The following is a 20759-nucleotide window of genomic DNA, read 5'->3' on the forward strand; positions in this document are numbered from 1 at the left end:
GCCGACCCTGGCCGCGATCAATAAATCACACGTCTTTGGTCATATCCCGACGCGATGTTTCCGGCGCTTTCCAGGCAGCGAAGGCCGCGACCAGCGCTGCTACCGTGACGTAGGTTGCCACCAGCGTCCAGGATTCGTTATCTATCGCCGTCAGCCCCTTGGCGATAAACGGGGTAAAACCACCGGCCACAATCGCCCCCAGTTGCGCACCGATAGACGCGCCGCTGTAGCGCACTTTCGGGCCAAACAGTTCGGTAAAGAACGCCGGTTGCACCGAGTTAATGGAGTTATGGGCGATGTTGATCAGCAACACATACCCCAGCACCATCAGCCCAAAAGAACCACTTTCCAGCAGATAGAAGAACGGGAATGCCATTGCCGCCGCGCACAACGCGCCAAAGATATAGATAGGACGACGGCCCACCCGGTCAGACAGCGCGCCAAACAGCGCGTGCATCGGGAACGCCAGCACACAGGTCGCCATGATCACGTTGAGCATGGTTTGCTTTGGTACACCTAACTGCACCGTGGCGTAGGACACGGCGAATACCGTTGCCAGGAAGAACGGCACACTTTCCGCGAAGCGTAACACCATGATCAAACAGACACTACGCCACTGATTACGCAGCACTTCCACCACCGGACTCTGACGCGGTGCGGCATCACGCTGATTCGCCTGCTGCTGTTGCTGCTTCTGAACTTGCTGGAACACCGGGGTTTCATCCACCTTGCGGCGCATGTACAGCCCCACCAGCACCAGCGCCACACTCAGCATGAACGGCACACGCCAGCCCCAGGACATCAGTTGATCTTCCGGCAGTGTCGACACCATGGCGAATATTGCCGTCGCCAGCAATTGACCGGAAAAACCGCCTGTCTGCGGGATAGAGCCTAACAGGCCGCGACGATTGGCAGGCGCAGTTTCCACCACCATCAGCATCGCACCGCCCCATTCGCCACCGACCAGAAAACCCTGCACAAAACGCAGCACCACCAGCAAAATCGGTGCCCAGACCCCGATCTGATGATAGGTCGGCAGGCAGCCAATCAAAAAGGTCGCCATCCCCATACCACCGAGGGTAATCAGCAGCGTCAGCTTACGCCCCAGGGTGTCGCCCATGTGGCCGAAAAAGATACCGCCCAACGGACGGGCGATAAACCCCACGCCAAAGGTGGCGAATGACGCCAGCATCGCCGTTACCGGGCTGACGTTGGGAAAGAACAGTTTGCCAAAGACCAGTGCGCTCGCCAGTCCGTAGAGCAGGAAATCGTAAAACTCGATGGTGTTGCCAATCCAACTGGAGATCACCACGCGGCGAATGTTGGATTTATTGTGCATCGCCTGGTGTTGGGATAATTCCACGGAAATCGACATGATGTTCCTCGCTTTATGATTTTATCGCCCTTCAGGCAAAACCATCCGGACGCCGCCTAACCCGGAGGTTGGCGGGGGGTGTAGGGTACAGGTTTTTTTGAGTGCTACAACGACTACCCGCTGAATATCAGCGCGCAGTAAACGATATTTTTTCGATTCCAGGTGTAAGTCACATGTAACGTGTCGCCATCAGCAATAATGGCGGGATAAGAAAACTCGCCGGGCTCCTGTTCCAGACAGAGAGCGTCCTGCCAGTGTTCGCCATTGTCCGTAGAACAGGCCACGGCTAACGGATAGCGGCGATGCCAGTTGCCGGTCACCGGGTTGTAAACCAGCACCAGACGGCCCGCGCCCAGATGCACCAGATCGACGCCGCTATTATTGTTTGGCAAATCGACAGCGTAAGCCTCGCACCAGTGGCGGCCGTAATCGTCAGAATCGCTGCGGTATAACGCGCCACGGGTACTGCGCATCAGTACGTGTACCCGCCCTGGCGACGACTCCCACGCCGACGGTTGGATCACACCGTCCCACTGGAATACACGCGTCAGGTCGTTTTCCCACAACGCCGCCTGCTCCAGCCCTGACCACAAAGCCTCGCGACCATGTTCGCCGGGTAAGCGGTGGGCCAACGGGATAGGCGCCGTCTGCCAGCGCTGCCCCTGATCGGCGCTGAGATCGACAAACGCATCCCAGTGGCGGTCATCCTCGACGGACGCGGGAGCCAGCCACTCGCCATTCGACATCACCAACAGTTTATTCTTCACCGGCCCGCGCGGTGCGCTGTCGCCGGGCACCAGCGGGCGAGGTGCGGACCAGCTCGCACCTTCATCCGTGGACAGCTGTACCCGCGTCTGCCAGTGGTGTACGTCAGCCCCGACCTTGTAGAACAACCACAACGTGCCCGCTTGCCAATGCAGCACCGGGTTCCAGTGCGCCAGTCCGTCTTCCCAGGCCACCCGAACCGGCGGCGACCAACGCCCTTGCTCATGGCTCGCCAGCCAGATGGCGGTATCGCCACTGCCTTCTTTTTCACCGGCAAACCAGGCGACCCGCAACCGCCCACCCGGCAACGCCACCACGGTTGAGGCGTGGCAGTTGCCAAAATAGTCGTGCCCCTCGGGCAGGACATATTGTCGTGTTGTCGTTGTCAGCCTCATCAGGATGTCCTTGCGTTAGCGTGGCGATACCGGGAGTGCGGCTACCAGCGTATTGCCCAGCCGGAGCATGCTCTCGATAGCCTGTGGGAAAAAGCTCTCGCCGTAAGCCGCGCTGTTGCGTACCCGGCAAACGTGGGTCGAGAACGTACCACATTGTTGCTGATAGAACTTGGCGCAGGCCGGATAATCGAGAAATTCCGCCAGCGCCGCCGTACCGAGGTAGTCCGCCAAATGCGCCGCCGCCTCCGGGTGCTCCCGCCAGTGCTCGAACAGCCACACGTACAGCTGCGGATGGAAGTTAGCCATCACACCGCTATAGGCCTGACACCCCGCCTGCAACGAGGGCAGCAGCGTCTGGCTATTGGCATTCGCCAGATGCAGGCGGGAACCCTGCGCCAGTTGCAACCGCCGACGAATGGTGGGCAAATCGCAGCAGGTGTCCTTGATAAAGGTGTAGCGCTCGCTACGCGCACACCAAGCGACGGTCTCGTCAGACAGCAACCGCTTGTAAGGATAAGGACATTCGTAAATCCCCAGATCCACCTGCACGGGCAGTTGCGCCGTCAGCGCCTGCAACCGGGCCAACGCCAGTTCGTCCGACTCACCGGCCAGCGCCAGCCGGTTACTGATGAGGATCACACCGTCGACGCCGGTTTCCGCTACGCCGTTGAGTTGATCCACCTGCTGACTGAAGGCGCTGGCGGTGTGGCCTGACGCCACGACCGGTACCCGGCCATCCACCTGCGCGACAATAAAGCGCACCAGCTCGCGGGTTTCGGCGTCGCTTAAGAAAAACATCTCGCTGGACTGGCAGGCGGCAAACAGCCCGTGTACACCCGCCTGCAGATACCACTCCACCAACCGTGCCAGCGACGCGTAGTCGATTTCGCCACGCGCATCGAACGGGGTGAGCATCACCGGCCAGATGCCGGTGTACTTGTTTTGATCACTGATTGAAGGATTGTCGTGGGTCATGATGTTACTCCGCCAGCAGTGAATGAGCGTCGCCCGCTACCCATACCTGGATATGCTGCGTCAGCGCCTGGGCAACAAAGGCTTTCAGTACGTCGGCGAGTTTATCGTCGTCCACATACGCCACCGTCAAATGGTTACTCTGGTGACCCGCCATCAGGTCATCACGGGTCACACCGTCGAGTACCGCGTTGAGCAGCGGCCACTCATAGTTGGTCGCACGGCGACGGCGCTCGAACTCGTCCGCAGGCAGTTCCACCGCGGTACCGGTACCGATATGCATGACAACCTGCGTTCCTTCGTAGTGCGCTCTCGCCCAGACAAAACGCCCCGCTTTACCCTGACCGGCAATGGTGGAGCCGCCATACGGGAAAAACATCGGCGGTTGACGATAGCCGGTAGCCCCCGCAATACCGCCTTTAAGATGGGCGAACGGCACCGCGCCAGAAATTTCCAAATCCCAGTAGAAAACGCCCTGATACTCACTGCCCCAGCGAATATCGTGCAGCGTGGTCTCTGCCGGTAATCCCAGCCCGTGCAGCAGGTGCCACAACATGACCTGCGGAATGGCGCTGCCCATGTCCACTTCATTGATGCAGGGGATAGCGACATCAGGACGAATCGGTACGCCCTGCTCATCCGGCAGCGGGAAACGCTCCGCATTACCGATAGCACCTTCAGCGAAATCGGACGCGGCGCAGCTGTCTTTCAGACCCTGCTGATACTGCACCCCAACCGCCGACAACCCGAAGCGCTGCACGAAGCGCGCCATCGCGATCATCATCGCGCACTGCTCCAGTACCTGTTCGCGTGTCAATTGGCGGCTGGCGTCATCACCGAACTCAAAGCGCATACCACGCTGCTCATACCACGCCAGACAGCTTTCCCGCAGGCTATGCGGCACTTTCGCCATTTCCACCAGCAACGCCGACTGGGACAACGATTCGATCGGCATACCGGTCTGGATCATCGCCTGTTGTGGGAATACGCCGTTGATCATCCCCATACAGAAGCTATCGAACAGCCCGATAATCGCCTTGTGGCGCAAAATGTAGTCGCCGACCTGGCGGCCAATCTGTCCGGCAGTGGTCGCCAGCACCGGGTGAGAAGCAGCCACCGGGCGCAGGTAGCCGGTCTTGTGACTTACCGCGCCGTCACGCAGCCAGGTCGCCAACCCCTGATGGAACGCCTCATCATCAAAGGTTTCCGACCACAAGCGGGAATAACTGCGCCCCAGGCTGGTCAGACAGCCCGCCATACACAACATCCCCACCAGCCCCGGCCAGGTGCCGTCAAAGTTGGCCAGGAGCAGCACCGGACCACGGTGATGTACCAGCGACGGCGCAATATGATGGGAATACTGCCAGGCGGTCAGCAGCACAATCACTGGCGCCTCCGGATCGAGTGCGGCAAAGACATCACTGCCCTCCCGCTGAGAGCTGATAAAACCATGCCCGCGCGCGGTGTCCACTGCGTGGGCGCGCGTCATGCGGTACCCCAGATGTTCCAGCGCGCTCTGCAGGCGGCTTTCAAACTGTTGTTGGGTCGGCCAGCAGGTCAGGTTAGCGGATTCACGCAAGTCCGCATTGGTAACCAGCAAAACCTCACGTTCGCCCACGGAAAGCGGGCGGGGTGAAACGGGAAGATTCAGTGTCAACATGGGTAACTCCTGGTGTCGGCTCCGGACGGTGCCGGAAAAATTCGGCTATCAGTGACGGCGCATCTGTTGCTGTGCGGCCTGCTGGTAGTCATACATCTGCAAATAAATCTGATATTTATCGTCGTGAAACGGTTGATGACGTCGATCGGCGCGGATAAGCACACCGGGGCGCACCAGCGACTGTGCTGCCAGTGGCAACGAGGGATACGCGCCGCACGCCACCGCCCCCAATAACGCCGCGCCGAGCGTAACCGCATCCTCCTCACTCGCCAGTTGAATGTCGCACCCCGTAATGGCGGCATATTCCCGCAGCCACAGCGGGTTTTTGGTCGCCCCGCCGCACATCACCAACCGGGTGATACGATGACCGGACTGATTCAACGTCTCGATAATGTGTCGGGTGCCGTAGGCGATGGCCTGCAACGTCGCCAGATAAAGCCGGGCCAGCGCGTCCGGGCCTTGTTCCAGCGTCAGCCCCATCACCATGCCGCGCGCATCCGGGTTCGCCCGTGGCGAGCGATTACCGTGGTGATCCGCCAGCACATGCAGGTGGCGGGTCGGTAACGGCTCGCGCTGTTCCAGTGATGCCACCCACTCATTCAATACGGCATACGGGTTACGCCGCTGCTGTTCGGCCTGCGCGAGCAGTGTCGGCCACTGGGCATGTTGATGTAAGGTCCACTCCACCAGCGCCCCCGCCGCGCTCTGCCCACCTTCGTTGAGCCACCATTGCGGCAGCATCGCTCCCCAGTACGGCCCCCATACGCCGGGCACCTCGACCGGCTGACGACTGACCAGCATATGGCAGTTAGACGTCCCGCTGATGATGGCCAGACTCCCCTGCGGTTCACTGCCCACCAGCGCCAGCCCACCGGCGTGCGCGTCGATGATGCCACCGGCGACCACCACGTTTTCCGGTAATCCCCAGTCACGCGCGACGTCAGCCGCCAGCGTTCCGGCCGCTTCACCCAGTTGCAGGACGCGTGGCGGGATTTTCTGCACTACATCGTCCAACCCGACCGCCTGCAACAGACCGTCGCTAAAGCGATTTTCATGCGCCAGATAATTCCACTTACACGTCAGGGTGCAGACACTGGCCACATCAGCGCCAGTAGCGCGCCATACCAGATAGTCCGCTAAATCAAAAAAACGCCATATTTGTTGGTAACGTGCGGGGAAATGGCGCTTCAACCACAGGATTTTGGGTAATTCCATCTCGATACTGACTTCACCACCCACATAGCGCAGCGCCTCGTCGCCGGTGGCGTTGATATCAGCGGTTTCGGTTGCGGCGCGGTGATCCATCCACATGATGATGTCCCGCTGCGGGTCGTCCTGCTCCGCTACTGATACCGGCTGCCCTTGCTGACCCACCGCCACCAGCGAGCAGGTGGCGTCAATGCCAATGGCACGGACCTGCGAAGGTGCAACCGCCGCTACACTCAGTGCTTCACGCACACAGGCACCCACCGCTTGCCAGATATCCGCCGACGATTGCTCCACCACATGCGTGCGGGGATGAAACTGTTCAATAGGCCGCACCGCAAACGCCAGACGCTGGCCATTGCCGTCAAACACCCCAGCCCTGACGCTGGCTGACCCGACATCCACACCGATAAAGCAATCGTTTTTCATGCTGAAATCTCTTTGCTAAGTCGAGTTAGCAATTTATTTGAAGCATGGAGAAGATGACAATGATTTTTGTTGCGAACTGTGAGGCAGATCGGTGAATAAAAAATAATCGTTTGAAAGAAAACAGTTTTATCAGACAGGCAACATTGCCTCGCGATAAACACCGCAGAGGAGGTGCTGACGCGGCGTCAGCACTGGGCGGCGCAGACATCCGGTACGCGCCGCCTGAGGGAAAACCGGTGGTTAACGGGCGACCGTCACCACAAAAATCTGGCTGAAACCGTCAATGTCCCGCAGGTAGGCAAGGCGATCACCATTGGGTGAAAACACCACCGCATCCGCTATGGGCGGCGTTTCACTGCGAGCTGTCTGGCGAATCAACCGGCCGGTGGCGACCTCACACAGCATCACGCTGTTGTCGGCAATAAACGCCAGAGAGTCACCGTCCGGATGCCAGCTGAATGCCGACTGTATCGGCCAGTCGCTGTGCGTGACCTGCCGCGGTTCACCGCCGTTCGGCGATACCGTCCACAGTTGCACAATGCCACGATCGTCTTTCATCAAAAACGCGATCTGGCTGCCATCCGGCGAGCTGCGTAACCAGTGGCGCGGTTGATTCACCACACCGGGGTAAGCCCTGTCAGCGGTAAAGGTGAGTCGACGCTGGTACACACCGGCTGGCGGCGCGGGCAAGGTGTCATCAGTCCCCCCCAGCGGGCGTTCGCCGGGGCGGGCGTAGTCGTCCAGTTTTTCTGGTAAATCCACAATAAACACGTCAGGCACTTTTTCACCGCGCGCCGATAGCGTATCGCCGATAAACGCCAGCGCCCAGCGCTGGCGGCTACCGTCCGGACGGACATAACCGGCATTGCCGACCCAACCTTCTTCGTAAGCGCGGTTAATCTCATCGCTGCCAGGACGCGGCTGTGGCGTGGTATGGCTCACCAGCACACAGTAATGGCTACCATCGTGCTCACGCGGATGCCGGTGTGGCGCGTCAACCCGATGCAACGGCACCGCTACGCCGACGTTGCGCAAGTCCAACGCCGGGTCACGCTCATGCAACACATGGTCGTTATAGGTAAAACTCAGGCGAGTTCCGTCCGGGCTGAACACATGCACGTGAGAACCGCCGCGCAGTGCGCCAGCCAGATAGGGTGCCGTCAGGACACAGGCATCCAGCGTCGTAGCCTGCTGGCGATCGTCATCGGCTACCATCACGCCACGGCGATGATGAAAATCATACTGCCAGTGCGCATCGGGATTTTCCGGACCGTGGATAAACACGTAGCGTTGCGGCGGCACCGGGCTGCCGGTCGCGACACCAACATGTGCACCTTGCCCGGCACGGTAAAGCACCTCGCACTCGCGGGTTTCCACATTGACGCGCTCAATCGTCAAACCGGTGAACGAAGACCCCTGCGGCCGGACATCATAAATCAGCCAGTTTCCATCACATGACCAGATATTGATGTTGGTCAGCTGATGTGAAAACGCCCCACATGTTATCTGCCTGTCTTCATTCATCACAGATTCCCCGCTTTGATAAATTAACTTGGCATATCATAAAAAACCACGCAATGAATGACAAAAACAATGAAAATCAGCGGTTTGTTTACAATACCTGACTGTATTGTTGGTCAAAAAAGTAGAAAGATAGCGTCAACAACCTCCGTTTTCCACGAAGGCTAACAGGGCGTAACCTCTCCGTTATATCGAAAGAGCAAACGCCTTTACCAAGATGACCGAAAAGGAAAGAGACATGAAAAACATCAAAACCATCGCTATCGCCGCCGCCCTTGCCACCGTATCTTTTGGTTCTTTCGCGGCCGCTCATAGCGTCAGCTATGCACAGGCTCAACAACTGGAAAAAATCGGTGCCGTGTCCGCCACCGCCAATGACGTGACCTCGCTGCAAAACAAACTGGCGCACAAAGCCAGCGCAGCCGGTGCTTCCGCGTATACCATTACCTACGCTGGTGGCGACGATACCCTGCACGGCAATGCGACTATCTACAAATAATCCTTGCCCACGAATTCATCATTACCCCTCAACCCCGGTGCCTGTGTCCCCCCCGGGGTTTTTTTATTTTCGACGCCGTACACACCGGCTTAATTCAACGCTTACTTATCACCGCTGAAGAGATGATCGTACACATGCTGGAGATGACGTTCCATGCTGGTACGCGCCCGGGCCGGGTCGCGCGCAATAATCGCGTCAGCAATATCAGCGTGATCCTGATTCATGGTGCGAGGGAAATCGGAGTCGGCATAGAGCGTTTCCAGCCGGACAAATCGGCTGCTCTGGCGCTTGTTCCACAGGTATTCCATCATGTCCTGCAACACCTCATTGCCAGACATTTCGCTCACCAACAGGTGGAAGCGCTTATCTTCATGCAGAAATTGCGCGTCATTAATGTGCAGGCGGGACAAGTCGCGGGTGATTTCCTGTAGCGCGGCGCGCTGTTCGTCGGTGGCATGTACCGCCGCCAGTTCCGCCATCATCGCCTCGTAGACCTGGCGGGCCTGAATAAACGCCCGCAGGCTGAACTCGTCTTCTGGCAACACGACGGACGGCGCTTCCGGCAGCGGATCGTTAACGTACACACCATTGCCGGTACGGATTTCTACCCAGCCGGTAATCTCCAGCGCAATCAACGCCTCACGGATGGACGATCGGCTCACCCCCAGTTGTTTCGCCAGCTCACGCTCCGAAGGCAGCAATTGCCCGGCCGCAAACTGACCATTTCTGATGCAGTTAATCAGCAGTGTGGAAATCTGCCGATACAACCGCTCAACCTTCAGTGTGGGTAATACCATATCCCCTCCGGATCCCCCGTCAGTCGTGTCCTGTAAACCGATGTGATGCCGACATGTGATGCCAACAATAGCCCGCAGCTTACCATAGCCGTCAAAACGTCAGAAAATTAAATGCCCCGGTCTGGCGCTTGCGCGTCATCGTGCCGTCTGCCTGATGTTTACGTGATCTAAATCACAGAAATATCACTACAGGTGGTGAATAGTGAGCTGGTCAGGCGGTCAGGCCACCAGACCGACCATCTAATATTCATTATTTCCCAATCTATACCCAAAATAATTCGAGTTGCAGGACAACACGCTCGCGTGTTGAACAACGTAGTACGTTGGCCCGACAGGGCAAGGCTCGCCAAGAGCCTTGGTAAGTGACTGGGGTGAGTGACAAATCGGCATTCGCCGATTTGAACGTTGCTTGCTGCGGCCCGTAGGGCGAGGCCCATTTATGGGCCGAGTAAGAAAGCCAACGCATCTGCAACTTGAAGTATGACGGGTATATAGCTTAAGGAGCTACATTATGGAACACACCTGGCGCTGGTACGGCCCCAACGATCCGGTGTCGCTGGATGATGCCCGCCAGGCGGGCGCGACCGGTATTGTCACCGCCCTGCACCACATCCCGAATGGGGAAGTGTGGAGCATTGAAGAGATTAAGCAACGTCAGGCGTTGCTGGCGGAAAAAGGGCTGACCTGGTCAGTGGTGGAAAGCGTGCCGGTGCACGAATCCATCAAAACCCAGACCGGCGACTACCGGCGTTATATCGCCAATTACCAGCAGTCGCTGCGCAATCTGGGTGCCTGCGGTATCGATACCGTGTGCTACAACTTCATGCCGGTGCTGGACTGGACCCGTACCGATCTGGAATACCCGCTGCCAGACGGCTCCCGGGCGCTGCGTTTTGATCACACCGCTTTCGCGGCGTTTGAGCTGCACCTGCTAAAACGTGACGGTGCCGCGGCCGACTATACCGATGAAGAACAACGTCAGGCTGCCGCGTATTTCGCCGCCATGACCGATGCTGACAAAGACAAGCTGACCCGCAATATTATCGCCGGTCTGCCGGGTGCTGAAGAAGGCTATACGCTGGAGCAGTTCCGCGCCCAACTGGCGCAGTACGACGGTATCGACAAGGCGAAACTGCGCGAGCACATGGCGGAATTCCTGCGGGCAATCGTGCCGGTGGCGGAAGAAGCCGGTATCGTGCTGGCGGTACACCCGGACGATCCACCGCGTCCGATCCTCGGCCTGCCGCGCATCGTGTCCACCATTGAAGACATGCAGTGGCTGAAAGAGGCGGTAGACAGCATCCATAATGGCTTTACCATGTGTACCGGGTCTTACGGCGTGCGGGCAGACAACGATCTGGTGAAAATGATCGAAACCTTCGCTGATCGCATCCATTTCACCCATTTACGTGCTACCTGCCGTGAAGACAACCCGAAAAGTTTCCACGAAGCAGCTCACCTGAATGGCGACGTGGACATGGTGAAAGTGGTGAAAGCCATTCTGGCGGAAGAGTACCGTCGCCGTCAGCAGGGCAATACTCGCTCCATCCCGATGCGCCCCGACCACGGCCACCAGATGCTGGATGACCTGAAGAAGAAAACCAACCCCGGTTACTCTGCCATTGGGCGGCTGAAAGGGCTGGCGGAAGTGCGCGGCGTCGAACTCGCCATCAAACAGACGTTCTTTAACGACTGACCCGCACACTCCACATCTTATACCCTAAATAATTCGAGTTGCAGGAAGGCGGCGACGCAGCGAATCCCCAGGAGCTTACTCAAGTAAGTGACTGGGGTGAGCGAGGAAAGCCAACGCATCTGCAGCTTGAAGTATGACGGGTATATTCGTTTGGCCCGCCTGCGCCGGGGGTCAAACGTTCAACACAAACTTCTCAATCGCGTAAGCTACGCCATCTTCACGGTTAGAGCGGGTAACGAATTGGCTCACCGCTTTGACACTATCAATCGCATTGCCCATCGCTACACCCAGCCCGGCAAATTCGATCATCGCCAAATCGTTTTCCTGATCCCCCAGTGCCATCACTTCATCACGCTCCAGACCGAGGTGCTGCGCCAGCATTTTTACCCCTTCGCCTTTATTCACGCGCTTGTCCAGAATCTCCAGATAGAACGGCGCGCTTTTCATGATGGTATAACAGGCGAAATCGGGCGGTGGAATACGGGCGATAGCGGCATCCAGCACCTCGGGTTCATCGATCATCATCACCTTTGGAAAACGCAGGTTGCGGTCCATTTCCTCTACTGCACGGTATTTCAGTGGCATGCTGGTCAGGTGAGACTCATGCACGGTGTAGGCGCTAATGTCTTTGTTGGCGGTATACACATTATTGAAATCAAGCGCGTGGAAATGCACGCCCAGCTCGCGCGACAACGCCTCGAAATAGAGGTAATCCTCAAAGCTCAACGTCGTTTGTGCCACGCACTCACCCGTCAATGTGCTCTGCACTAACGCGCCATTGTTGGTGATGCAGTAATGTCCGTCCTGCTGCAACGCCAGTTGTTTCAAATAGCGCTCGATACCAATGAACGGACGTCCGGTCGCCAGTGCCACATACACACCCTTTTCACGGGCAGCCGTAATCGCTTGTTTTACCGCAGGCGAAATATGGTTTTCCGGCGTCAGTAACGTGCCGTCCATATCAATCGCAATCAGTTTTATCGCCATGAATAATCCCCAATAATCAACCTCATTGCCCGCATGCTAACGCGATCTTGCCGGGCGAAGCCAGAAAAACAGCCGCAAATCATGGTGCGAAAATTAAAGGAGCGTGCGGGTACGCCGATACTATAAATGTGATGTAGTTCACAATACGGACATCGTTCAGACTGCACACATTCACCTGCTGTTGATTTTTCTTTCATCCATTTGAATGGCTTCACACAGGGGAGTTCTTATCATGTCCATTGAACTGGTTTCCCATCTATCCTCTACTCAGACGCCGCTATCTTCACGCCCTGCCGCCAGCAAGGGAAAGTTATCTACCCGAGCGCTGGTGCTGATGGCCACGGTATTCATCATCATCTGCGGTTTTATCCTGACTATCGGTTTCCTGCTGTGGCAGTCCGGCCAGCAGCAAAAGGCCACCGCCCAGCAACTACTGGAACAGACGGCGTATACCAGCGCCTACTCGGTACAAAACCGGCTGGATGTCGCCCTGTTTGCCGCCCGGGATTTAGTGCAGAGTGTCATTAGCCTGCGGGAAGCCGGTGCGCCGGACCGTGCAGTTGCTGAGCGGTTGCTGGAAAATGCGCTCAAAAGCCACCCGGATTTACTGTCAATGTCGCTGGCATGGGAACCGAACGCGTTTGACGGTAAGGACCAGCAGTACGCCAGTCAGCCAGAACAAGACCCGAAAGGCCGGTTTGTTCGCTATGTGGACCGCGATAACGCCGGTCACGTGGCGTTGCACAACCTGACCGATTACGAAACCCCCGGCAGCGGTGATTACTACCTGTTGCCGCGAAAACTGCAAAAAGAGGTGATCCTCGAACCCTACAGCTACCCCTATAACGGGGTTGATGTTCTGCTCACGTCTATTGCGGTCCCTATCATCATTGACGGTAAGTTTTACGGTTCGGTCACCGCTGACTTCTCGCTGGACACGCTGCAAAAAATGGTCAACGACATTAAGCCGTTTGGCGGTGCCGGTTACGCCATGATGTTTTCATCAAGCGGCAGCTACATCACCCACCCGGATGCCAGCCGTATTACCAAAAAGCTCGATGATGACCCGAAACTGCTGGAAAGCATCCAGTCCGGTACGCCGCTTACCTCAATTCTTATGAGTTCCTTTACTCACCAGGAAATGATGAGCGCCTATCTGCCGATTGCTATCGGCAATACCGGCACGCCGTGGATGTTGGGCGTCACGGTACCCGAGCAGGTGGTCATGGCAGAATCCGTACGGTTGCGCTACATCGGCGCGGTCATGACGCTACTGAGTATTCTGGTTGTCTCCGGGGTGATTAGCGTTATCTTCACCCGCAAGGTGTTGCGCCCGATAGGTGGTGAGCCGACGGAAGCTGCTCGAATTGCCCTGGCGGTGGCGCAAGGTGACCTGACATTCCACATTCCGGTGCAGCCCAAAGACACCAGCAGCATCTTCTATGCGATGTCGGAAATGCAGCAGCAGTTACGCAATATTGTGGAGCAACTGATGTCCACCAGCGAATCCGTCAGCCACGGTGCCGCAGAAATTTCAGCCGGTAACGTCGACCTAGCTTCCCGCACCGAACAGCAGGCCGCGGCACTGGAAGAAACCGCCGCCAGCATGGAGCAAATCACCGCCACCGTGAAGCAAAACGCCGATAACGCCCACAGCGCTACCCGGCTGACACAAAACGCGGCGCACATTGCCCAGCGCGGTGATGAGATTGTCGGTCAGGTGGTGAGCGTGATGGGTAGCATTGACGACAGTTCGAAGAAAATCAGCGAAATCACCACCATCATCAGCAGCATTGCCTTTCAGACCAATATTCTGGCGCTCAATGCGGCGGTGGAAGCCGCCCGCGCTGGCGAACAGGGTCGTGGTTTCGCGGTAGTGGCAGGTGAGGTACGCAGTCTGGCCCAACGCAGCGCGGATGCCGTCAAGGATATCACGGCGCTGATCGGTGAATCTGCCGAACGGGTCGGTCATGGGGTCAGTATGGTGGAGAATGCCGGGAAAACCATGCGGGACATGCTGGCCGCCGTCACCTCGGTCAACGATATCATGAGCGAGATTGTCGCCGCCTCCGATGAACAATCACGCGGCATCAGTCAGGTCACGCAGGCGGTGCATGAAATGGACGGCGTCACCCAACAGAACGCCGCACTGGTACAACAGGCAACGGCGGCCGCGGCTTCTCTGGAGGATCAGGCCCGGCAACTGGCGCAACTGGTGCAGGTGTTCCGTATCCATTAGCTCAGGATAACGCTTACATCATAGCCATTGCTCAATAACAAACCTCCATAACAAATAAGGGCATAGTCATCGCTATGCCCTTATCGTCGGTTTGGTCTATCGTCGTCTATCTGTGCGCATCAGCCTGTGCAATCAGCACCGTTTTGGCTGCTTACACCTCTTCATCACGCAGCGGCACAATCAGCATGTCGATATGTACCGTATTGATCAACTGACGCGCGGACGACATCAATTTGCTCCAGAAATCCTGATGATGACCACACAACACCAGATCAACATCATATTTGCGAATCGCGTCGACCAGCACCTGACCCAGATCACCGCTGCCGCTCAGGGTTTCCGAAATAGGATAACCGGCACCGTCCGCCAGGTCTTTCAGGGCATTCTGGGTTTCTTCGGAAATGCGTTGCTGCATATCGCCCAGATTGACATCAATAAGCCCGGTGTAGAGATCGGAGTAATTCACGTCAACATGGATCAAAGAGACTTTGGCATCATACGGCCGCGCCATGGAGACCGCTTTTTCCACTAACACCTTACTTTCCGGTGACAAGTCAACCGCAATAAGGATGTGTTTGTAAGCCATGATTAAGCTCCTTCCTAATGACTAACTGATGGGTCAGCAGATATTTCTCCTGCCAGTCTGACAACCTATGGCAGTCATGAGCATAACACCCCCTCAATTTCGGGTTATGTTCAACGGATCACAACGCCACACATTTTGTAACGGTTCTGCGACGGCGGATAACCACTTCCCCTGAAGTGACCACCCATTTGCGCCGATAACTCTTTATACCCGCCATACTTCACGCTATACCCGTCATGTTTCACGTTGCAGGTGTAGTGGTTCCTGTAACACGAATAATTGAGGTATGCAGGGGGAAGCCTCTCGCCCGTGCGTAAAGTGTAGCTGAAAAGAACAAGGTCTATGGCAGAGAAAACAGCGCCAGATCAAAAGAAGTCATGATGTTTTTAGCTATCAGGAACCTTGCGCAAGGTATGGAAAAAAAGCGTCAGGCTCTTCTACAATGAAATTGGAGGGGGACTTTTCGGGTTCTTTTCCAGACAGGGATATCGAGGTGAAGAAGAATACCTGGGCAACTCGCCATGGTCTGGCAGCCCCATAACATCGCGTGAATAACGTGTGGCATAAATACCCACAGATGTGACGTCAGCAGGACCCGACGCCTACCCGCATCTGGAGGGTCATAATCCGGGAGGGAAGCATGATGATTAGTACATTTGCGCTTTTCTGGGCTTTATGTGTCGTCTGTGTCATCAATATGGCGCGATATTATTCTTCGTTGCGAGTGCTGCTGCTGATTCTGAGAGACTGTGATCCGCTGCTGTACCAGTATGTGGACGGAGGCGGTTTTTTCACCTCTCACGGGCAGCCCAGCAAGCAGTTACGGCTGGTTCGCTATATCTACGCACAACGTTATCTTGACCATCACGATCCGGAATTTATCCGTCGCTGCGCACGGGTACGCGGTCAGTTCTTGCTGACCTCCGCCTTGTGCGGGCTGGTGGTAGTTAGCCTCATCGGCCTTATCATGTGGCACTGAGGTTAACTACAGCAGCGGCGACAACGGACGCCTCAACCGGTCGTGTACCCCTATCAACCCTTAAATAACGTAACACTGAAAGCAGAAAGGCGACCGGGTGGCCGCCTTTCTTATTTGGTGATAACAGTCTTATTTAACGATAACAATGCGGTATCGTGGTGGCATATCGCCACCAGTCAGATAACCTTCAACGCCAGCCAGTACAGAACCCCGGACAGCACCATCGACACTGGCAGGGTAAACACCCAGGCCAGCATAATGTTTTTCACCGTTTTCCCCTGCACACCGCCGCCATCGACAATCATGGTTCCCGCCACGGCGGACGAGAGCACGTGTGTGGTAGAAACCGGCATGCCGGTATAACTGGCGATACCGATGGACACCGCCGCCGTTACCTGCGCCGAGACCCCCTGCGCATAGGTCATGCCTTTTTTACCGATCTTCTCACCGATAGTGACCGCCACGCGCTTCCAGCCCACCATGGTACCAAGCGATAACGCCAGCGCGACTGCGACAATAATCCACACGGGTGCGTACTCGACCGTGTAGAGCAGGTCACCGCGCAGATTGTTGAGCAGACGTTTGTCGTCAGCCGAGGTTTCCGGCAGTTTGACGACGCGATCCAGGGTATCGGAAATGCACATCAGTAGGCGACGAGCCCGGGCGCGATCGTCTGCGGCCAGCTCATCATAACTTTTCACATTATTCAGCAGCGTCAGGGCGCGGTCGACGGCGATCGACGCACGCGAGGTATCGCAGTGAAAATCCGGTTTGTTGCCGGTGGAAGGGATCACATTTTCCGGTGCCGGAATGATCGGCTGAGACAAATCAATCACATGAGCCAATGTCGCCTGATGAGACTGATAGTAGGTTTGCAGATTCGCCACCGCGTCGCGGGTACGGCTAATGTCATAACCGGAGGCACTCATATTCAGCACAAACCCGGCAGGAGCCACGCCAATCAGCACCAGCATGATAAGGCCAATGCCTTTTTGACCGTCGTTTGCGCCGTGAGAGAAACTCACCCCTACCGCAGACAGGATCAGCGCAGTACGGGTCCAGAACGGTGGCTTACGTTTGCCATCTTGTTTTTCACGCTCAACCGGCGTCAGGTGAATCCGCTGGCGCTTCTGATTGCCGCTCCAGTAACGACGCAGCAGATACACCATCAACCCGGCGATGATCATGCCGACCACTGGTGATACCAGCAGCGACAGGAAAATACTGACCATTTTGGGAATATTGAGTGCATCCACCACCGAGGTGTGGCTCACCAGCGCGTTGGTTAAACCAATACCGATGATGGCACCGATCAGGGTGTGGGAACTGGAAGCCGGTAAACCAAAGTACCAGGTTCCCAGGTTCCAAATGATCGCCGCCAACAGCATGGAAAACACCATCGCCAGCCCGTGGGTGGAACTGACGTTCAGCAGCAAATCGGTTGGCAGCAGGTGGACGATGGCATACGCCACACTCAGTCCCCCCAACAATACCCCGAGGAAATTGAAAATACCGGCCATGACAACCGCCAGTTGGGCACGCATCGCACGGGTATAGATAACTGTGGCTACCGCGTTGGCGGTATCGTGAAAGCCGTTGATGGCTTCGTAGAACAGAACAAACAGCAGGGCGAGAACCAGCATCAGACCGGTATGGAAATCAAGCCCGGCAAATAAATGTAACATAAGTGTTAGGCCATGTAGTGGTCATGAACGCGGCGCATTATCGGTGACAAGCTGAAACGGGAAAAGCAAAATATGACATTATTTTGACTTAAATTACGCCACTTCTGCCGGTGAATTTTATTTAGTTAATTAAAATCAATGCATTATTGATTTCACCCCTCCACATACTCTGTTACGGGTAAAGGCATCACCCCGCTGTCACGACATGGCGTCAGGCACCGGCAGGCAGATGACCGACGAAGGGACATCACCTATAATCGGCCACCCGGATATCACCGGCGCAAGAGCGGGAGAGCAATGTGGAACAGTTTGACGTCATCATCATTGGCGCGGGAGCAGCCGGGCTATTCTGCGCGGCACAGGCAGGCCAGAGAGGGTTACGTGTGCTGCTGGTGGACAATGGGAAAAAACCGGGCCGCAAAATTTTGATGTCCGGCGGCGGCCGCTGCAACTTTACCAATCTGTACGCCGAACCGGCGGCTTACCTGTCGCACAACCCGCACTTCTGTAAATCCGCCCTCGCGCGCTATACCCAGTGGGATTTCATCAGTCTGGTTAGCCGCCACGGCATCGCGTATCACGAAAAAACGCTCGGCCAGTTGTTCTGCGACGATTCCGCGCAGCACATCGTCGATGTGCTAATGAAAGAGTGCGATGCCGGTAAAGTGACGCTGCGCCTGCGCAGCGAGGTGCTGTCGGTAGAAAAAAACGCGCTGTTCCAGGTGAAGCTCAATACCGGTGTGGTAAAAGCGCCTGCGCTGGTTATCGCCACCGGCGGGCTATCGATGCCCGGTCTGGGTGCCACGCCGTTCGGTTATCAACTGGCGGCACAATTTGGCCTCAACGTGTTGCCAACCCGCGCCGCACTGGTGCCGTTTACCCTGCACAAACCGCTCCTCGAGCAATTGCAGACGCTCTCCGGCGTGTCGGTACCGGCGGTGGTCAGCGCCGCAAACGGCACCACCTTCCGCGAGAATATCCTGTTTACCCACCGCGGCTTGTCCGGCCCGGCCATTCTGCAACTGTCCAGCTACTGGCAGCCGGGGGAATTCGTTACCATCAATCTGTTGCCCACGCATGATCTGTCGGAATGCCTGAACGCCGAACGTCAGGCGCACCCGAACCAAAGCCTGAAAAATACGTTGTCGCAATGGTTGCCGAAACGGCTGGTGGAATGTCTGCAAGCATTGGGGCAGCTACCGGATGTCACCTTAAAGCAGCTCAATAAGTCGCAACAGGCCGAGGTGGAAGCGACGCTACAACAGTGGCGGGTACAGCCCAACGGCACCGAAGGTTATCGTACGGCGGAAGTGACACTCGGCGGGGTCGATACCCGCGAACTGTCGTCAAAAACGATGGAAGCCAGCAAGTGCCCGGGGTTGTATTTTATCGGCGAGGTCGTGGACGTCACCGGCTGGCTTGGCGGCTATAACTTCCAGTGGGCCTGGAGCTCCGCCTGGGCGTGCGCGCAGGCATTAGGATCAGCGCCCGTCATCACGTAACTCTCGATCACGCAACTTTCGCCTCCCAATCATACCCCCCCCAAAACAACAAAGCCGCCCGAAGGCGGCCATTGCGTACGTGATACTGGTGTTAGCGAATATCGGCGTTATTTTTTATATCGATGGGATTAGTTGTACAGTTCGGCCACACCGCGCAGTTGGCTATCGCTGCCAGTCGCGGAGATGATGCGGAACGATTTGGCACCCGCGGCACTCGCTTTTTCAGCCAGGTTAGCCTGCAGGCCGTCCAGAGTATTAGCGCTGGCACTGACGGTACCGACGGACTGGCTGGCAGAGTGCTGCACTTCTGTCGCGGCGAAGGTGCCGAAAGAAACGGTAGCCAGGGTGATAACTGCAACAATATTTTTGATAGCGTTCATGGTCTATATCCTTCACGTTGAATTCGGTTAACTTTCTTTTTGAAAGCGCCTTCGCTTTCGATGGAAGTGATAATAGACCTGTTATCTCGGCGTTAAAACCGGGTTTATTTGCAGATATCATTCAAATTTTATGAATTAAAAACACCCCTTTGTACTGTCTGCCACCTGCCTGTTTTTAGCGCAGATGGCAGAGCGGCTGGTTATTGCAGTTCGACCCACAGCGGGTGGTGATCGGAACCCTGATTCTCCGTATCGACCCAGCAACGACGCACCGTCACCCCCAGTGAGGGCGTCAGCAGGCAATGATCGATCCGGCCGCCAACATTCGGGTGCGTAGAGCCGCTACTCTCCAACTGACCTGCTGCAACCCAGGCATCCATCAGCCCGCGATGGCGAACCAACCGGCCGTGATGCGGTGACACTGGCCCCACCAAATGGCGGTATTCGTCGCTGTCCGGCAGGCAGTTCAAATCACCCATCAGGATCATCTCCTGTGGCATCACCGGCATGCGGCCTTCGGTCCAGCCCGCAGTCGGGTCAGGATGACCACCGCACCAGGCACCACCTTCCTCCGGGGCGCGGGCAAAAATCCCCAACATCGCGTCTACCTGCGGTAATCGGGTCTCGGCACACAGATGACTGAGATGGGTGTTATAAACGCGGATCGCCCCGCCATCGGTGTCGACAACCGTTTCCAGCACACCTTGCTGAATGGAGTGCTGGGTGAGCGTGCCGAATTTCGGCAGTGGGAAGTTGCGGCTGGAAAGAATTGGTCGGCGCGACAACGTCAGGGTACCAAACTGGCGACGGCGATTGAGAACCCGGCCGTCCGCGACCACAGTACTCGCGTCCATATCCAGATTAGCGCCATACACCCAGTGATACTCGCCCAGCAACGCGGCCAGTTCCGCCGGTTGGTCTGTCATACCGGAGCGCTGCCAGAAGCGTTCCACTTCCTGCATACAGATGATATCCGCACCGCGCACTTCATCGGCAATGCGAGCCAAATCGTAACGGCCATCGCGGCCAAGACCGTATTGAATGTTGTAGCTGACAATGAGCATGAGGCAACCTGTTGGTAAGAGA

17 protein-coding genes are annotated in these 20759 nt (G+C 56.7%); 5 read left to right on the plus strand and 12 right to left on the minus strand.

All coding sequences use genetic code 11. From position 1 onward, the window contains the following. Positions 1-25: 25 nt before the first annotated feature. The 6 genes from DD586_RS20340 to DD586_RS20365 all read right to left on the minus strand — a co-directional run bounded on the left by DD586_RS20340 (position 26) and on the right by DD586_RS20365 (position 8326). The gene (locus DD586_RS20340; RefSeq protein WP_012886673.1) at positions 26-1375 is read right to left on the minus strand and encodes an MFS transporter; all 1350 of its coding nucleotides are present in this window, start codon (positions 1373-1375) and stop codon (positions 26-28) included. A gap of 113 nt (positions 1376-1488) precedes the next feature. Beyond that, entirely contained in the window at positions 1489-2535 is a 1047-nt protein-coding gene (locus DD586_RS20345; protein WP_012886674.1) for a sialidase family protein, read from the minus strand. 15 nt (positions 2536-2550) lie between these two features. After that, positions 2551-3510 (minus strand): dihydrodipicolinate synthase family protein, encoded by a 960-nt coding sequence (locus DD586_RS20350; protein ID WP_012886675.1) that lies wholly within the window; start codon positions 3508-3510, stop codon positions 2551-2553. Positions 3511-3514: 4 nt separating this feature from the next. Beyond that, positions 3515-5167, minus strand: coding sequence for a signal transduction protein (locus DD586_RS20355; protein WP_012886676.1), 1653 nt, complete (start codon positions 5165-5167; stop codon positions 3515-3517). A 48-nt stretch (positions 5168-5215) separates the two neighbouring features. Next, positions 5216-6802, minus strand: coding sequence for an FGGY-family carbohydrate kinase (locus tag DD586_RS20360; RefSeq protein ID WP_012886677.1), 1587 nt, complete (start codon positions 6800-6802; stop codon positions 5216-5218). 240 nt (positions 6803-7042) lie between these two features. Continuing rightward, a complete protein-coding gene (locus DD586_RS20365; RefSeq protein WP_012886678.1) occupies positions 7043-8326 on the minus strand; it encodes a DUF3748 domain-containing protein in 1284 nt (427 codons plus the stop codon). 235 nt (positions 8327-8561) lie between these two features. On the opposite strand from DD586_RS20365, the gene bhsA reads away from it, so the two are divergent. Continuing rightward, on the plus strand, positions 8562-8822 hold the full coding sequence (gene bhsA, locus DD586_RS20370) for a multiple stress resistance protein BhsA (RefSeq protein WP_012886679.1): 261 nt from the start codon (positions 8562-8564) through the stop codon (positions 8820-8822). 101 nt (positions 8823-8923) lie between these two features. Here the strand turns inward: bhsA and DD586_RS20375 are convergent, their stop codons facing one another. Next, positions 8924-9619, minus strand: coding sequence for a FadR/GntR family transcriptional regulator (locus DD586_RS20375; RefSeq protein ID WP_012886680.1), 696 nt, complete (start codon positions 9617-9619; stop codon positions 8924-8926). Positions 9620-10130: 511 nt separating this feature from the next. Between DD586_RS20375 and uxuA the strand changes: the two genes are divergently transcribed. Then, complete coding sequence (gene uxuA, locus DD586_RS20380) at positions 10131-11315, plus strand: mannonate dehydratase (protein WP_012886681.1); 1185 nt, start codon at positions 10131-10133, stop codon at positions 11313-11315. Positions 11316-11486: 171 nt separating this feature from the next. On the opposite strand, the gene yidA is transcribed toward uxuA, so the two are convergent. Then, positions 11487-12302: a sugar-phosphatase gene (yidA, locus tag DD586_RS20385; protein WP_012886682.1), complete on the minus strand. Its 816-nt coding sequence runs from the start codon at positions 12300-12302 to the stop codon at positions 11487-11489. A gap of 232 nt (positions 12303-12534) precedes the next feature. Here yidA and DD586_RS20390 point away from each other — a divergent pair, with 232 nt between their 5' ends. Continuing rightward, on the plus strand, positions 12535-14541 hold the full coding sequence (locus DD586_RS20390; protein ID WP_012886683.1) for a methyl-accepting chemotaxis protein: 2007 nt from the start codon (positions 12535-12537) through the stop codon (positions 14539-14541). A gap of 151 nt (positions 14542-14692) precedes the next feature. Here the strand turns inward: DD586_RS20390 and uspA are convergent, their stop codons facing one another. After that, positions 14693-15127 carry a universal stress protein UspA gene (gene uspA / locus DD586_RS20395; RefSeq protein WP_012886684.1) on the minus strand — a complete coding sequence of 145 codons (435 nt, stop codon included), beginning with the start codon at positions 15125-15127 and terminating at the stop codon, positions 14693-14695. 643 nt (positions 15128-15770) lie between these two features. On the opposite strand from uspA, the gene uspB reads away from it, so the two are divergent. Next, positions 15771-16106 (plus strand): universal stress protein UspB, encoded by a 336-nt coding sequence (gene uspB, locus DD586_RS20400; protein ID WP_023641072.1) that lies wholly within the window; start codon positions 15771-15773, stop codon positions 16104-16106. Positions 16107-16282: 176 nt separating this feature from the next. Here uspB and pitA read toward each other — a convergent pair whose 3' ends face one another. Then, complete coding sequence (pitA, locus tag DD586_RS20405) at positions 16283-17791, minus strand: inorganic phosphate transporter PitA (RefSeq protein ID WP_012886686.1); 1509 nt, start codon at positions 17789-17791, stop codon at positions 16283-16285. A 299-nt stretch (positions 17792-18090) separates the two neighbouring features. Between pitA and DD586_RS20410 the strand changes: the two genes are divergently transcribed. Then, positions 18091-19293, plus strand: a complete 1203-nt coding sequence (locus DD586_RS20410) for a BaiN/RdsA family NAD(P)/FAD-dependent oxidoreductase (RefSeq protein ID WP_012886687.1) — start codon at positions 18091-18093, stop codon at positions 19291-19293. A 128-nt stretch (positions 19294-19421) separates the two neighbouring features. Here the strand turns inward: DD586_RS20410 and DD586_RS20415 are convergent, their stop codons facing one another. Further along, positions 19422-19673, minus strand: coding sequence for a YdgH/BhsA/McbA family protein (locus tag DD586_RS20415; RefSeq protein WP_012886688.1), 252 nt, complete (start codon positions 19671-19673; stop codon positions 19422-19424). A gap of 200 nt (positions 19674-19873) precedes the next feature. Further along, the gene (locus tag DD586_RS20420; protein ID WP_012886689.1) at positions 19874-20737 is read right to left on the minus strand and encodes an endonuclease/exonuclease/phosphatase family protein; all 864 of its coding nucleotides are present in this window, start codon (positions 20735-20737) and stop codon (positions 19874-19876) included. Positions 20738-20759 lie beyond the last annotated feature (22 nt).

This window comes from Dickeya parazeae Ech586 (assembly GCF_000025065.1).
Lineage (GTDB): Bacteria > Pseudomonadota > Gammaproteobacteria > Enterobacterales > Enterobacteriaceae > Dickeya > Dickeya zeae.

Excerpts from the sequence above, each read along its gene's own strand:
- DD586_RS20340 (WP_012886673.1), bottom strand. The coding sequence starts at position 1,375 with ATGTCGATTTCCGTGGAATTATCCCAACACCAGGCGATGCACAATAAA.
- DD586_RS20345 (WP_012886674.1), bottom strand. The coding sequence starts at position 2,535 with ATGAGGCTGACAACGACAACACGACAATATGTCCTGCCCGAGGGGCAC.
- DD586_RS20350 (WP_012886675.1), bottom strand. The coding sequence starts at position 3,510 with ATGACCCACGACAATCCTTCAATCAGTGATCAAAACAAGTACACCGGC.
- DD586_RS20355 (WP_012886676.1), bottom strand. The coding sequence starts at position 5,167 with ATGTTGACACTGAATCTTCCCGTTTCACCCCGCCCGCTTTCCGTGGGC.
- DD586_RS20360 (WP_012886677.1), bottom strand. The coding sequence starts at position 6,802 with ATGAAAAACGATTGCTTTATCGGTGTGGATGTCGGGTCAGCCAGCGTC.
- DD586_RS20365 (WP_012886678.1), bottom strand. The coding sequence starts at position 8,326 with ATGAATGAAGACAGGCAGATAACATGTGGGGCGTTTTCACATCAGCTG.
- bhsA (WP_012886679.1), top strand. The coding sequence starts at position 8,562 with ATGAAAAACATCAAAACCATCGCTATCGCCGCCGCCCTTGCCACCGTA.
- DD586_RS20375 (WP_012886680.1), bottom strand. The coding sequence starts at position 9,619 with ATGGTATTACCCACACTGAAGGTTGAGCGGTTGTATCGGCAGATTTCC.
- uxuA (WP_012886681.1), top strand. The coding sequence starts at position 10,131 with ATGGAACACACCTGGCGCTGGTACGGCCCCAACGATCCGGTGTCGCTG.
- yidA (WP_012886682.1), bottom strand. The coding sequence starts at position 12,302 with ATGGCGATAAAACTGATTGCGATTGATATGGACGGCACGTTACTGACG.
- DD586_RS20390 (WP_012886683.1), top strand. The coding sequence starts at position 12,535 with ATGTCCATTGAACTGGTTTCCCATCTATCCTCTACTCAGACGCCGCTA.
- uspA (WP_012886684.1), bottom strand. The coding sequence starts at position 15,127 with ATGGCTTACAAACACATCCTTATTGCGGTTGACTTGTCACCGGAAAGT.
- uspB (WP_023641072.1), top strand. The coding sequence starts at position 15,771 with ATGATTAGTACATTTGCGCTTTTCTGGGCTTTATGTGTCGTCTGTGTC.
- pitA (WP_012886686.1), bottom strand. The coding sequence starts at position 17,791 with ATGTTACATTTATTTGCCGGGCTTGATTTCCATACCGGTCTGATGCTG.
- DD586_RS20415 (WP_012886688.1), bottom strand. The coding sequence starts at position 19,673 with ATGAACGCTATCAAAAATATTGTTGCAGTTATCACCCTGGCTACCGTT.
- DD586_RS20420 (WP_012886689.1), bottom strand. The coding sequence starts at position 20,737 with ATGCTCATTGTCAGCTACAACATTCAATACGGTCTTGGCCGCGATGGC.